This window comes from Pontimicrobium aquaticum (assembly GCF_005047595.1).
In the GTDB taxonomy this organism is placed as follows: domain Bacteria; phylum Bacteroidota; class Bacteroidia; order Flavobacteriales; family Flavobacteriaceae; genus Pontimicrobium; species Pontimicrobium aquaticum.
In genome coordinates this window covers 123104-136683 of the sequence record NZ_SUPL01000007.1, presented here as the reverse complement: position 1 = coordinate 136683, position 13580 = coordinate 123104, and the positions used below count along the sequence as shown (strand labels likewise).

At 30.5% G+C, this 13580-nt stretch carries 13 protein-coding genes; 6 read left to right on the top strand and 7 right to left on the bottom strand.

Translation table 11 applies throughout. The features are described from left to right. Positions 1–4: 4 nt before the first annotated feature. Positions 5–1069, top strand: coding sequence for a ribosome small subunit-dependent GTPase A (gene rsgA / locus E5167_RS13195; RefSeq protein ID WP_136844630.1), 1065 nt, complete (start codon positions 5–7; stop codon positions 1067–1069). 19 nt (positions 1070–1088) lie between these two features. Here the strand turns inward: rsgA and E5167_RS13190 are convergent, their stop codons facing one another. The 3 genes from E5167_RS13190 to E5167_RS13180 are packed head-to-tail and all read right to left on the bottom strand — an operon-like array spanning position 1089 to position 2668. Then, positions 1089–1889: a TerC family protein gene (locus E5167_RS13190; protein ID WP_136844629.1), complete on the bottom strand. Its 801-nt coding sequence runs from the start codon at positions 1887–1889 to the stop codon at positions 1089–1091. A gap of 4 nt (positions 1890–1893) precedes the next feature. After that, positions 1894–2262 (bottom strand): DNA topoisomerase IV, encoded by a 369-nt coding sequence (locus E5167_RS13185; RefSeq protein ID WP_136844628.1) that lies wholly within the window; start codon positions 2260–2262, stop codon positions 1894–1896. A 37-nt stretch (positions 2263–2299) separates the two neighbouring features. Beyond that, complete coding sequence (locus E5167_RS13180) at positions 2300–2668, bottom strand: helix-turn-helix domain-containing protein (protein ID WP_136844627.1); 369 nt, start codon at positions 2666–2668, stop codon at positions 2300–2302. A gap of 289 nt (positions 2669–2957) precedes the next feature. Between E5167_RS13180 and E5167_RS13175 the strand changes: the two genes are divergently transcribed. From E5167_RS13175 to E5167_RS13165, 3 genes are all read left to right on the top strand, one after another. Continuing rightward, positions 2958–4112 (top strand): M14 family zinc carboxypeptidase, encoded by a 1155-nt coding sequence (locus E5167_RS13175; protein WP_136844626.1) that lies wholly within the window; start codon positions 2958–2960, stop codon positions 4110–4112. Between the two features lie 65 nt (positions 4113–4177). Then, complete coding sequence (locus E5167_RS13170; RefSeq protein WP_136844625.1) at positions 4178–4657, top strand: Lrp/AsnC family transcriptional regulator; 480 nt, start codon at positions 4178–4180, stop codon at positions 4655–4657. Beyond that, positions 4654–5169 carry a DinB family protein gene (locus tag E5167_RS13165; RefSeq protein ID WP_136844624.1) on the top strand — a complete coding sequence of 172 codons (516 nt, stop codon included), beginning with the start codon at positions 4654–4656 and terminating at the stop codon, positions 5167–5169. Before E5167_RS13170 ends, E5167_RS13165 begins: the two co-directional genes overlap by 4 nt. A gap of 2 nt (positions 5170–5171) precedes the next feature. On the opposite strand, the gene aroB is transcribed toward E5167_RS13165, so the two are convergent. Continuing rightward, on the bottom strand, positions 5172–6239 hold the full coding sequence (aroB, locus tag E5167_RS13160) for a 3-dehydroquinate synthase (RefSeq protein WP_136844623.1): 1068 nt from the start codon (positions 6237–6239) through the stop codon (positions 5172–5174). Positions 6240–6338: 99 nt separating this feature from the next. Here aroB and E5167_RS13155 point away from each other — a divergent pair, with 99 nt between their 5' ends. Then, complete coding sequence (locus E5167_RS13155; protein WP_136844622.1) at positions 6339–7511, top strand: proline dehydrogenase family protein; 1173 nt, start codon at positions 6339–6341, stop codon at positions 7509–7511. Between the two features lie 15 nt (positions 7512–7526). Next, complete coding sequence (locus E5167_RS13150) at positions 7527–8525, top strand: GNAT family N-acetyltransferase (protein WP_136844621.1); 999 nt, start codon at positions 7527–7529, stop codon at positions 8523–8525. On the opposite strand, the gene E5167_RS13145 is transcribed toward E5167_RS13150, so the two are convergent. The 3 genes from E5167_RS13145 to E5167_RS13135 are packed head-to-tail and all read right to left on the bottom strand — an operon-like array spanning position 8511 to position 13531. Continuing rightward, complete coding sequence (locus E5167_RS13145) at positions 8511–10820, bottom strand: GumC family protein (protein WP_136844620.1); 2310 nt, start codon at positions 10818–10820, stop codon at positions 8511–8513. The genes E5167_RS13150 and E5167_RS13145 overlap by 15 nt on opposite strands. Positions 10821–10835: 15 nt before the next feature. Then, positions 10836–11630, bottom strand: coding sequence for a polysaccharide biosynthesis/export family protein (locus E5167_RS13140; RefSeq protein ID WP_136844619.1), 795 nt, complete (start codon positions 11628–11630; stop codon positions 10836–10838). A gap of 5 nt (positions 11631–11635) precedes the next feature. Next, positions 11636–13531 (bottom strand): polysaccharide biosynthesis protein, encoded by a 1896-nt coding sequence (locus E5167_RS13135; RefSeq protein ID WP_136844618.1) that lies wholly within the window; start codon positions 13529–13531, stop codon positions 11636–11638. Between the last annotated feature and the right edge of the window lie 49 nt (positions 13532–13580).

Here is a 13580-nt window from a genome sequence, read left to right as displayed (position 1 = left end):
AGCTATGACGCTTCAAGACTTAGGATATAACGAAAGTTTAGAAACTTATAAAATTGAAAACGGGCTAGATGCTTTTGAAGTTGGTCGCATTAGTCTTGAACATAAAGAACGCTATGTTATAAAGACACCAGATGCGGAATTTGACGCCGAACTTATTGGAAATATAAAATTTACAGCCAAAAGTAGATATGATTTCCCAGCAGTAGGCGACTGGGTAGCTTTTATAGAATATGACAAAGGCAAGGCACTTATCCATAACGTACTTCCAAGGCATTCTATTTTGGAGCGTCAAGCGGTTGGTAAATCTGGACAAGTACAAATTATCGCCACCAATATTAATTATGCCCTAATTGTACAAGCAGTAGATAGAGATTTTAATCTAAATCGATTAGAACGCTATCTTGCTATTTGCAATGCTTCCAAAGTAGAACCCATAATTATATTAAGTAAAATAGATTTAATTACTAAAGCCGAATTAAAAGAACGATTAAATCAAATTAATGACAGACTCAAAAATGTAAAGATAATACCTGTTAGTAGCCTTCCAAATGGATATACGGATTTAGAAAACTTTATTGAAAAAGGAAAAACTTACTGTTTATTGGGTTCGTCTGGAGTAGGGAAATCCACATTGCTTAATGGTTTATCTGGTAAAGAGCTGATGAAAACTTCGCACATTAGTACAAGTGTTAATAAAGGAAGACACACCACGACACATAGAGAATTAATCGTTTTAAAAAGTGGAGGAATTTTGATTGATAATCCTGGAATGCGTGAAATTGGTGTTACTGATATTTCTGGAGGTTTAGAAACTACTTTCGATATTATTTTGGAGTATGCTAAACAATGCAAGTTTAAGGATTGCTCGCACGAACATGAAATAGGATGTGCAGTACAAGAAGCACTTAAGAATGGTGATATTGATACAGCGTCATTCTTCAATTTTAAAAAAATAAAAAGAGAAAAAGATCATTTTGAATCGGATACTTTAGAGCGTAAAAAGAAAGATAAAAACCTAGGTAAATTGATTAAAAACGTTCAGAAACAACGAAGAAATACAAAGTATTAAGACAAAATTTATTAGTTTTTTAATTATGTTTACTTTTCTTGTTTTTGTCAATTCTATAATTCAAAAACTCTACAAATAACGAAAAGGCAATAGCAAAATATAAATACCCTTTTGGTATAGCACCAACCTCATTTTCAAATACCGAAGTGTGCGATAAATGTGCCGCTTCAGTGATTAACATAAATCCAATTAATATTAAAAAAGCTAATCCAAGCATTTGAATACTAGGGTGAGCATCTATAAACTTACGTATTGGATTGGCAAAGGCTATCATAATTATAATAGAAATCACCACAGCTATTATCATTAGGACCAAATTGTAATTATGATTAACAGATAAGCCATTAGTCATACCAACTGCTGTCAGGATAGAGTCTATAGAGAAAATAAAATCAATAACCATAATTTGTATTATGGCTTGAGACAATGACTTAATTTTTTTGCCTTTTACTGTGTTTTCATCATGCAATGGTGTTTCGACTTTTTCACGAATTTCTGAAGTACTTTTATAAAGCAAAAACAAACCTCCAGAAAATAAAATAATACTTTGCCAACTTAACGCTAAGTATAGCCAACTATTTTCAATTATGTAAAAAGGTTCACTTAAACCAATTAAGAACGACACAAAAAACAACAACACAACACGCTGAATCATAGCTAGTAAAAGCCCTACATTTGTGGCTTTACTTCGCTGTTGCTCTGGTAATTTGTTTGCTGCTATAGAAATAAAAACAATGTTATCTATTCCTAGAATTATTTCTAAAAAAGTAAGTGTTAGTAACGCCATAATGGCGTCGCTTGAAAGCAGAAATTCCAACATAATATTACTCTATTTTTGTAGCTACTCCTTTTTGTTTTAATGTTTCACCTACATATGAGTATTCAAACGTATAGGTAGAATCGGTTGTTGTTAGTATTTTTAAATGAATATCTTTTCGTTCAGCCATATTCTTCGGGTTTATAGTTTTAAACACTACTTCGCAGTCATTAATCCATCGCACACTAGCTGAATCTGTTTTGCTTTCAAAGGTTTCAATTTGCAGCTCTTCTGTTCTTGTAAATGTTGAAACATAACTAACATCATCAATAACAATGGTACTCTTGTAAGTGCCTGTTTTATAGTCTAAACAATTACGCTCTACTTGATAACAGCTAGTTAATAGTAATAATAGAAAGAGGTAGAAAAGTCTCATAGAAAAAATTTAACTACAAATTTAAGAAACAAAATATTTAATTTGAGTAATTTTTAAAACTTCCATCTTTAAAAAAAATAATGATTCTATCAATGTCTGAAGCAGCGACAGTATCTAATATATTTTCCTCATTCTTTTGTTGTAAGCTAATGGCATGTTTCTGTTTTGAACTTATTTCAGTTTTTGGAAATATTCCCTTGCCATTTAGTAACCAATACAGATCTACTTCAGGAAAGGAGGAAAGAACCTTCATAACAAAATCTAAACTCGGCTTATTTCTTCCTGATAGTATATGAGAAATACTAGAACGCTGCACACCAATTTTATCAGCAAAAGAAGAGGCAGATAGATTATAATAATCTATAATTTCCTGGAGTCTTTTGGTTAAATCTTTTGTGTTTATCATTGTAAACAAATATACTTATATTATAACATTTTTACAACAAACTTTATTGTTTTTTTTCATAAAACATATGTTTAAAACATTAAATATATATAAACTATTAATTAATATAAAATAGCATAATAAACTGATATAAAATAATATAAAGTATTATTTATTATTTTAATTGATTTTTTAGGGTAGTCATTAACAAATGTGAAATTATGATATACAATTGTTAACAGAAATGTGTATGTCATATGTTTACAAATATAAAATTTAGTTTATTTACATTTGTAACTTATCAAAAGTTATGTCTAAGTATTCGTTATTACATTCCGGTTATAAGCAATATAAAAATGCGTCAATTTCACATCGCTATATAACAAACAGTCAGATAGAGCCTTTGCTTAAAAGTTTGAGTAAAAAATGTCAGGTTACAAGTATTGGCAATTCGGTTAACGGTTTACCTATTTATGGTATTCAAATTGGCCATGGTAAAAAGCGTGTATTAATGTGGTCGCAAATGCACGGAAATGAATCTACAACTACCAAGGCGTGTTTTGATATGCTAAACTTTCTAACGGAGAACCCTCATATTTTAGAGCATTGCACTTTATATATCATTCCCATTTTAAATCCAGATGGAGCAAAGGCCTACACTCGTGTTAATGCAAATAATGTTGACTTGAATAGGGATGCACAAAATTTAACACAGCCAGAAAGTCTTGTTTTAAAATCAACGTTTGAATCTTTCAAGCCTGATTTTTGCTTTAATTTGCATGGACAACGTACTATTTTTAGTGCTGGAAAGAAAAACAAATCTGCCATCATAAGTTTTTTGGCTCCAGCTCAAGATGAAAAATGCTCGATTACACCTAATAGACGCGTTGCCATGGAGCTTATTACCTCAATGAATACCATGCTACAAGGCTTTATACCTAATTGTGTAGGCATTTATGACGATGCTTTTAATATTAACTGTGTTGGTGATACATTTCAGAGTAAAAATGTGCCAACCATATTATTTGAAGCAGGCCATTATAAAAATGATTATGCTAGGGAAGAGGTAAGACAGTTAATATTTATGTCGTTAGTTACTGCACTTGACACAATTGCTACAAACAATAGTTTGGGAGATAATTACGAATCATATTTTTACATTCCTCAAAATCAAAAATTATTCTACGATATTATTATTAGAAATGCTAAAATTTTAAATAACAATAAGTTAGAGATTTTAGATGTAGCAGTGCAATACCAAGAAGTACTGCATAATAATAAAGTGAATTTTATACCAAAAATTAAAGATTTTGGAGATTTGTCTCAATTTTTTGGTCACAAAGAGGTAGATGCGATACAGCAACATGTAGTTTTAGGTGAAGCAAATGATTTAAGTTTAGAAAGCGCTATCGATTTCATAATTATAAATAATGAATTATTCTCATTAAAACCGATTAATAGTTAGCAAACAATACGTTATTTTTATAAAAATTATATTAATTTTGATTTTTATTTAATAAAAATTGAAAAATGGCAAAGTTTAAATTAGACGAAATCGATCATCAAATTCTTGACATGTTAATAGATAACACAAGGGTTCCCTTTACAGATATTGCAAAAAAATTACTGATTTCGGCTGGAACTGTTCATGTAAGAGTGAAAAAAATGGAAGATGCTGGCATTATAAAAGGCTCTTCATTAACACTAGATTATAAAAAACTTGGCTATTCTTTTATTGCCTATGTTGGTGTGTTTCTCCAAAATACATCACAGACAAAATTTGTATTAGAACGCATAAATGAAATCCCTCATGTTACTGTAGCTCATATTACTACTGGAAAATTTAATATTTTCTGTAAAATACGTGCAAAAGATACTTCACATGCTAAAGAAGTTATTTTTAAATTGGACGATATTGATGGTGTATATAGAACCGAAACTATGATTTCGCTAGAGGAGAGTATCAATGATAAAAAGCGTTTAATGCACTCTATTTTTAATGAATTATGATAGCAGATACTTTAAGCTCTAAAGAATTTAATAGTTATTATAAACCATATATCAACTTAGTAAATGAGTCTGACATAGTTTTATCATTACAGCAAAGTTTTGATGAAACAATTACTTTTTTAAGTTCTATTCCTGATGATAAATGGCTTTATTCGTATGCTAAAGGCAAATGGACTATCAAAGAAATTATTCAGCACATATTAGATACCGAACGTGTTTTTGCATACAGAGCCATGTGTTTTTCTAGAAAAGAAAGTATAGCACTTCCAGGTTTTGACCAAGATATGTATTTAGAAAACTCTAATGCTAATACTAGGACAAAAGATGGCTTAATAGAAGAATATAAGGCTATTAGAAATGCCTCCATTACTTTATACAAAAGCTTTACTAAGCAAATGCTATTACATGTTGGAATTGCAAGCGACAACCCTTTATCTGTAAGGGCTGCTGGTTATATTATTGTAGGTCACGAAAAGCACCATTGCAATATTATAAAAGCGCGTTATTTATAACTTCAGGATTTATAATACTCAAAAGATTCTAAAATAAGTACATTATCTACTTGGCAATCAATTTCTGGTTGACCTATGTCGCTTAGCAAAACAAAATTTATATTTCCATGAGTGTTTTTCTTGTCAAACTTTAAGAGTTCTATTATTTCTAAATAGTCCTCTTTTGTTAACTCAACAAGGCCATACACATTACGAATAGTATTCTTGATATACTCTAATTTCTCTTTTGGAAAGCCTAATTGTTTGTGAGAGATATAAGTTGCTAAAACCATTCCAACAGCTATGGCTTCACCATGTAAAAGTGTTTTCTTTTCTATATTACTTAAGCAATATGATTCAATAGCGTGTCCGATTGTGTGTCCGTAATTGAGTGTTTTTCTTAATCCGTTTTCATTTGGATCTTGGGTAACAACATTCTTTTTTATAAGTATGGATTCATATATTAATGCATCAAGATCATCAAGCGTAAACTTTGATAAGTCACTCATTTTATGCCAATAAGCTTCATCTTGTATTAATCCATGTTTAAGCATTTCTGCTAAACCAGATCGCATTTCATTTTGAGGCAAGGTTTCTAAAAATTTAGTATCCACAAGCACCATTTCACTAAAATTAATTACACCTATTTGGTTTTTTAAAGTGCCTAAGTCCACACCAGTTTTGCCTCCAATAGAAGCATCAACCATCGCTAATAATGATGTTGGCGCATTAATAAATTTTATACCTCGTTTAAAACACGAAGCTACAAAACCACCAAGGTCTGTAACAACACCACCTCCTAGATTAATTAAGAGTGATTTTCTGTCACCATCTAAATCAGATAATGTATCCCAAACCCCAACACAAGTATCAATGGTTTTGTTAATCTCTCCGGCTTCAATTTCAATAACTTCGATGTGTATTGAACTATTTATTTGAGCTAAAAAATAGCTTAAACAATATTGATGAGTGTTTGTATCAACAAGAACAAATATTTTTGAAAAATTAGACTTACCAATAAAATCATTTAACTCATCATAACAAGTTGAATTAAAATGTATTGCGTACTCTTTTGTTGAAATTGATTGCATGTTAATGTGCCATATAATTTGAGGGTTAAAATAAGTAGAAATTTATTAAAAAAGTATCTTAGTAATAAATATATTTGCTTAGTATCTAATTTGTAATTTATGTCAACTCAAAGAATTTTTGACAACACCGAAATTGCTTTTCAGTTAAAAAGCGATTCTGAACTCGAGAGAGCTTACTTTTTGTTTAAAATGATATCTGTGCAGCCATTAGTAAAGATAGGAACTGCTGCCACAAATTTTGCTCTAAAAGCACATTTACCTGTAGAAGGATTGATTAGATCAACTGTTTTTGATCATTTTTGTGGTGGAATTAATGAGCATGATTGTCAAGATGTAATAGATAATATGTATGATAAAGGTGTATCGTGCGTGTTAGACTATTCGGTAGAAGGTAAAGAAGAAGAAGCGCAATTTGACGCTGTTATGAATAAAACCTGTGAGTTAATTGAGTTTGCTCATTCTAAAGACGCTATGCCAATTGCAGTATTTAAACCAACAGGTTTGGGACGTTTTCTAATTTATCAAAAAAAGACTGAAGGTGTAGCATTAACAACTTCCGAGGAAGCCGAGTGGAATAGAATAGTAGCGCGTTATCATAAAATTTGCAAATTAGGTAAAGAGCGTGATGTCGAAATTTTAATTGATGCCGAAGAAAGTTGGATGCAAGATGCAGCCGACGACTTATTGGAAGAATTAATGAAAACCTATAATACTGAGGTGCCTATTGTTTATAATACGTTACAATTATATAGATGGGATAGGTTAGATTATTTAAAAGAGCTTCATGAACGTGCAAAGAATGGTGGTTATAAGCTAGGGTTTAAAATTGTTCGAGGTGCTTATATGGAAAAAGAAAGAGAGCGTGCTGAGAAAAAAGGATATGAATCTCCAATTTGTGCCGATAAAGTTTCAACAGATAAAAATTTTGATGAAACACTTAAATATATTTTAGATAATTTAGATGATATTTCAGTGTTTATTGGTACTCATAATGAAGAAAGCTCTTATTTGGCTATGGATTTAATGAAGGAAAAGCACATTACAAAGAACGATAATCGTGTTTGGTTTGGTCAATTATATGGCATGAGCGACCATATTAGTTATAACTTGGCGCACCTAGGTTATAATGTCGCAAAATATGTGCCTTTTGGGCCAGTTAAAGACGTGATGCCTTATTTAATTAGAAGAGCTGAGGAGAACACTTCGGTTGCAGGACAAACTAACAGAGAGCTTAATTTACTTAAACAGGAACGTAAACGCCGAAAACTCTAACCAAAACCTAGCTTAATGATAAACAATCCTTTTACGTCCCAAACCTATGTATCTATTTGGACAAAATATTTTTCTGCTGAAAATAAAGTAAAATCTTTTGATGCAATTAAAGGCGTAAGGTTTGTTAAAGACAAGCGTTTTCCTTTTTATGTTAATGTTGGTAAAAATAAAACCAACGGAATGACCTATCATTTAGATGGTGCAGTAACCAACTTTAAAAATAAAACATTGTTAATACATGATGTTTTAGACTATTTACAACCAGAAGTTAATACCAAAGACAGTCGTATTAAGGTTAAAAAAATACCACAGTACAAAGGGCTTTATACAGATTTATCTAATATTAATAGTATTGAAGATATTTTGCAAAGCAACTTTAGTTCTAAAAGCAGAAGTAGATTTAGAGGTAGAATACGACAAATAGAGTCTAATTTTGACATTTCACAAAAAGTCTATTTTGGTGAAATAGATAAAGACGATTATCTAAAAAAAATGGATACACTAAAGGAGTTTATTGTAAGCAGATTTGAACAACGAAATGTCCATAATAACGTGATTCCTATTTGGGATTTCTTTGTAGAGCTAGTATATCCTTTGGTTTTAGATAAAAAGGTAGTCTTTAATGTAATTAATGATGGCGATATACCAATAGCTATGTCTATTAACTTTCTTTATAGCGACATGTTAGCTATTGCTATTAGATCGTTTGATATTGCTCATTTTAAATACAATATTGGAAACCTTGAGATTTACAAGCTTATAGAATGGTGTATCGAAAACAACATTAAAATCTTAGACTTTTCGAAAGGAAAGGCAGACTATAAAGATAGATGGTCTAACCAGTCTTACGGATTTGACTGCCATGTTATATACGACTCAAAATCAATTACATCAACTATTACCGCGAATATGCTTAGTTTCTTTTATGGTACTAAACAATACCTTAGAGATAAAAACATTAATTTGTGGTACACCAAAGTAAAATTCAAGTTTAAAAAATTACTTGGAAAATAGTTTTCGTTTCTTTTTTGGTGACTCTCCATAGCCGTAACCATAACCCTTTTTATGTATAACACCATTTAAAAGTGTTACCATATTTGGAAGTCTTTTCTCGTCAAACATTGTTTGAGCAACATGTAATTGCCTTTTATCTAAATAATTAGCTCTAACCACATAAATAACCATATCGGCAAACTTGCTAATAAGCAATGTGTCGGTTACTAAGCCTACAGCTGCAGTATCTACAATAATGTAATCGTATTTGTTTTTAACAGCATTAAATAAAACTTCCATTTTGTCATCCATTAATAACTCAGCTGGATTAGGCGGAATTGTTCCTGAGCTAATCATATCTAAATTATCGTCAACTTTATTAATAATATCATTAAAGTTAATTTTATCATCAATTATATAGTTTGTTAATCCTAAACCTGTTTTATTCTCAACACCCATATACTTGTTGAGTTTAGGAACTCTAATATCTGTTTCTATAATTAGCACTTTTTTATTTGAAAAAGATAAAGATCTAGCTAAGTTGAGCGATGTGTGCGATTTTCCTTCTTTACTCGTAGTGGAGGTCACAAAAATGGTTTTACCCTTACTTTTAGTAACATTAGAAAGCATAAAGTCTATATTGGTACGTATTAACCTGAATGATTCCGCTTTAGGCGAATAATCGTGTCTGTCTATAAATACTTGTTTTGTGCTAGATTTTGGTACATCTCCAATAAACGGAATGGATAATTCTTTAGTTAATCCAGCTTTGGTTCTAACTTTATTATCTAATAAATCCAATAAGTAAATGGTTGTTAAAGGAATTAATAAACCTAAAACAAATGCACCTAAAAATAGAATTTCTTTTTTAGGCCAAATAGGTAAGGTACTTGCGTATGCACTGTCAACGATTATTGCATTTGGCGATGACACACCATGTGAAACCGCAGACTCCTCACGTTTTTGTAATAAGTAAACATAAACAGATTCTTTAATACCTTTTTGGCGCTCTAAGTCACGAAATATTCTTTGCTTTTTTGGTGCAGAATAAATTTGAGAGGAAATTCTATTTTCTTCTTTATTTAAATTTTCAAGTTTAATTTGATTTGATGAAATTAAGTTATCTAAACTAGCAGATAAGTTTTGTTTTAACTTTTCTATTTGCGCATCCAATCTAACTACAACAGGGTTTTTTTCACTAGAATTTTCTAGATACCTGTTACGCTGCATCACCAAGTCATTGTGTTTTTGAATTAAACTAGTCGTAGAATTATCTTGAAAAGACATGTTGCTAGGAATTATTTCACCATTACCACTGTTTTCATCAAGGTAATCTGATAAATACTCAACCACCTGAAGCTCAGTACTTGTAGCAATTTGTTGATTTTCTATATCTCTTTCTGTTTGAAGGAAAATACTTGACTGAGAGGATAAATCGGTTAACCTGTTACTTTGTTGAATGGTTTCAGATGATTGAGTAACCTCAGATAGTTCCTGTTGAACTATTGCTAATCTGTTATTAATATAATCTGATGTGGCTTTAACAACTGCATTTTTATTTTCAATAGCTATTTTATTATACTGCTCTATCAATTCATTAAGAATATCGACGCCTTTTTCAGTAACTGGTTCTTCAAGAGTTAGGTTAATAATACTTGAATTAACATCAGTTGAAGTTATTTTAATTTTTTCGTTATAATGTGATGCCACCTTTTTTATTGGTCTAATTTTCACAGTAATGCTTTTACCTACTTTTAGTTCAGGTTGGACAAAATTTGGTGTAAATACTAGGTTGCCAAATGGCATACTTATATTATCTCCAAAATTTAATGTACGATCACTATTTTTAAAGGTAAATTGAGATTTTGAAATTACATTAAGCGTAATAGATGTATCTACATATTTTAAAATACTATCGTTTTCAAGAAAATTAATTGTTAACGGTGGGTTTTTATATATTTCTAGCTCCTTAATTGATCCTTGTATAAAACATTGAATGTTTAAGTTCAATTCTTCTACAACACTTGTAATTATTGATCGTGATCCAATAACTTGTATTTCATCTAAAACACTATTTTGCTCTCGTTTAAACAATCCGTAATCATTAACCGTATTAGCTTCTCTATTTATATTTTGCTTATTACTATCTGCAATTTTAATAGTGGCTGCTACCTTATAAGTATCAGTGGCATACCTTAAATAAATGAATGCTACAGTAAAACAAATAAATAGGCTTAAAGTAAACCATTTCCAATTCGTGAAATATTTATCTAACTGTTCTCTTAAACTTGAAGTGTTTTTGGATTGAGGTGTCATTAATATAATATGTTATTATTTTATTAAAATGGCAACAATAGTTGCTAGTGTTCCTACGGCAGAAATGATAACACCGTTATTTTGATTGTAACTTGATGCTCTAACTCTTGCATTGTTTGGCTCAACGTATAATACGTCATTTTGAGTTAAATAATAGTTAGCGGAGTTTAAAACATTTACTGAGGTTAAATCAATTTTAGAATATTTTTTTTGACCATCAACTTCTCTAATTAACAATACATTATCTCTTTTACCATAAATTGTTAAATCTCCAGCTAATCCTAAAGCTTCTGATATTGATATTTTTTCATCCTGAATAGTATATGAACCAGGGTTTTTTACTTCACCTAAAACGGTTACTGTAAAATTGGCAAGCCTAATATTTACAATAGGGTTTTTAATATATTCTTTAAGCCTATCTTTTAATAAATTATTAGCTTCACTTCTAGTTAAGCCACCAATTTTAATAGAACCTAATCCAGGGAATTCAATATCCCCTTGACTATCTATTAAATAAGTTTGCATTTTTAAACTTCCTTGAGCGTCAATAACTGATGTGGTTGTGGATGCAGCTTGTAAGTTATAAGGCTGAGCCACTACAGGATCATCGGCAGAGACAATGATTGTTAGTAAATCGTCAGTTTTATATCTAAGCTCAAAATTTGCATTTTGATTTTCAATTGCTTCAGAAATTGGTTCGTCTTGAAAGTAAACTACTTCTTGGCGAGAAGCACATGAGTTTAGTGCTAAAAGTGCTACTAATAGTAATAATTTATTTACTATCTCCGATAAATTGATTTTTGACTTCATATGTATTAATTTTTGGCTTTATCTAAAACTTCAAACTTTGAGTTATTTGAAATGTATTCAGGTACAATATTTTTAAGTTTTGAAACAATCTCAATACTTTGGCTGTTTAGATTAGAGTTATTTAGTTCAATTATTTTTTCTTGAATGTCTTCAACGCTTATTTTTTTACTTTTAGCTATCATAATTTTTTCATGATAGGTTTGCTTTGTGTTTTCTCCGTCAGCTAAAAGCTCTTCATATATTTTTTCTCCTGGTCTTAATCCTACAATTTTTATATCTATATCTTCAGGATATTTTAAGCCAGATAGCTTAATCATATTTATTGCAAGATCAAATATTTTAACCGACTGTCCCATATCAAATACAAAAATTTCTCCTCCATTACCCATGGCTGCTGCTTCTAAAACTAAGGAGCATGCTTCAGGAATGGTCATAAAATATCTTGTAATGTCTCTATGAGTCACGGTTAATGGACCACCATTTTCAATCTGCTTTTTAAATAAAGGAATTACAGATCCATTAGATCCAAGTACATTTCCAAATCTGGTAGTAATGAATTTAGTTTTGCCTTTTCCTTTTAGACAACTTATATATAGTTCTGCCACACGTTTTGTAGCACCCATAACGTTTGTTGGGTTTACAGCTTTGTCGGTAGATATCATTACAAACTTATCTACACCATGTTTAACTGCTAAATTTGATATGTTTATTGTGCCTCCAATATTTATACTTACCGCTTCTTGCGGATTATTTTCCATTAAAGGAACGTGCTTATATGCCGCAGCATGGAAAATGATTTCTGGTCTGTAATCTGATAAAATTTTATCCATCCTAATTTGGCATCGAACATCTGTTACTAAGGCAACATAGTTTTTTATGTCTTTTTGCACAAATTCTTGCTGAATATCGTAGAGAGCAGATTCAGCCATATCAACTAGAATTAATTTTTTAAAATTGAAGTTACATAAATTTCTAGCTATTTCACTTCCTATAGATCCTGCAGCACCAGAAATTAAAATTACTTTGTTATCGTATTCTTCAACTAAAACAGGGTTTTCAAAACTAATAGGTTCTCTACCGAGTAAATCTTCAATTTTAACTTCCTTAATTTGTGATGCTTGTAAATCTCCATCAATCCATTGTTGCACTGGAGGTACAATTTTAACTTTTATTGATTTTTCAAGAAATATACTAGAAATTTCTAATAAGCGATGGTAACTAATACTTTGAATAGATATTATCACTTCGTGAACTTTGTGTTTTTCTATAAAATTATCGTTAATTTCATTAGAGCCATAAACTTTAAGTAAGTTTATTTTTTTACCTATTTTTCTCTCATCATCATCTATAAAGCCAATTACTTCGTAATCACTGTTTGCGTCATTTATAATGGCGTCGTACGTTAAGTTACCAGAATTACCAGCACCATAAATAAGTACGTTTACTTTAGATTTGAATCCAGAAATGATAGCCTTATAACTCGCTTTAATAAAAAACTTGCTAGAAATTAATAATAGTATATTAAGTAGTAAGTGAATGTAAATAATTGATCCTGGAATATCATAGGAAATAAAAAAATCGAATTGTCTTGTTAAAAAAGTGACTACTAGTAATATGGTTGCAAGTATATTAACGCCAATAATTACATTTATAACGTCCTTAATACCAATGAACCTAACAACACTTTTGTGGGTACCTACGATTAAAAAACTAATAATTGCATTTAATGCAACAAATGGAATTTCTCCAAAAAACTTTTTAATTTCAAAGTCTAACCTAAAGTTGTAGCGTATTAAATAAGCGAGAAAGAACGTGAATAACACGATGCATACATCAAATAGCAATACTAGCCATTTAGACGCATATCTTTGCGAGATATTATATAATCCGTTCTTAAACATAACTCAAAATAGGCAATTTTACATTAACCGTTATTTAGACCTAATTTAA

Excerpts from the sequence above, each read along its gene's own strand:
- rsgA (WP_136844630.1), top strand. The coding sequence starts at position 5 with ATGACGCTTCAAGACTTAGGATATAACGAAAGTTTAGAAACTTATAAA.
- E5167_RS13190 (WP_136844629.1), bottom strand. The coding sequence starts at position 1,889 with ATGTTGGAATTTCTGCTTTCAAGCGACGCCATTATGGCGTTACTAACA.
- E5167_RS13185 (WP_136844628.1), bottom strand. The coding sequence starts at position 2,262 with ATGAGACTTTTCTACCTCTTTCTATTATTACTATTAACTAGCTGTTAT.
- E5167_RS13180 (WP_136844627.1), bottom strand. The coding sequence starts at position 2,668 with ATGATAAACACAAAAGATTTAACCAAAAGACTCCAGGAAATTATAGAT.
- E5167_RS13175 (WP_136844626.1), top strand. The coding sequence starts at position 2,958 with ATGTCTAAGTATTCGTTATTACATTCCGGTTATAAGCAATATAAAAAT.
- E5167_RS13170 (WP_136844625.1), top strand. The coding sequence starts at position 4,178 with ATGGCAAAGTTTAAATTAGACGAAATCGATCATCAAATTCTTGACATG.
- E5167_RS13165 (WP_136844624.1), top strand. The coding sequence starts at position 4,654 with ATGATAGCAGATACTTTAAGCTCTAAAGAATTTAATAGTTATTATAAA.
- aroB (WP_136844623.1), bottom strand. The coding sequence starts at position 6,239 with ATGCAATCAATTTCAACAAAAGAGTACGCAATACATTTTAATTCAACT.
- E5167_RS13155 (WP_136844622.1), top strand. The coding sequence starts at position 6,339 with ATGTCAACTCAAAGAATTTTTGACAACACCGAAATTGCTTTTCAGTTA.
- E5167_RS13150 (WP_136844621.1), top strand. The coding sequence starts at position 7,527 with ATGATAAACAATCCTTTTACGTCCCAAACCTATGTATCTATTTGGACA.
- E5167_RS13145 (WP_136844620.1), bottom strand. The coding sequence starts at position 10,820 with ATGACACCTCAATCCAAAAACACTTCAAGTTTAAGAGAACAGTTAGAT.
- E5167_RS13140 (WP_136844619.1), bottom strand. The coding sequence starts at position 11,630 with ATGAAGTCAAAAATCAATTTATCGGAGATAGTAAATAAATTATTACTA.
- E5167_RS13135 (WP_136844618.1), bottom strand. The coding sequence starts at position 13,531 with ATGTTTAAGAACGGATTATATAATATCTCGCAAAGATATGCGTCTAAA.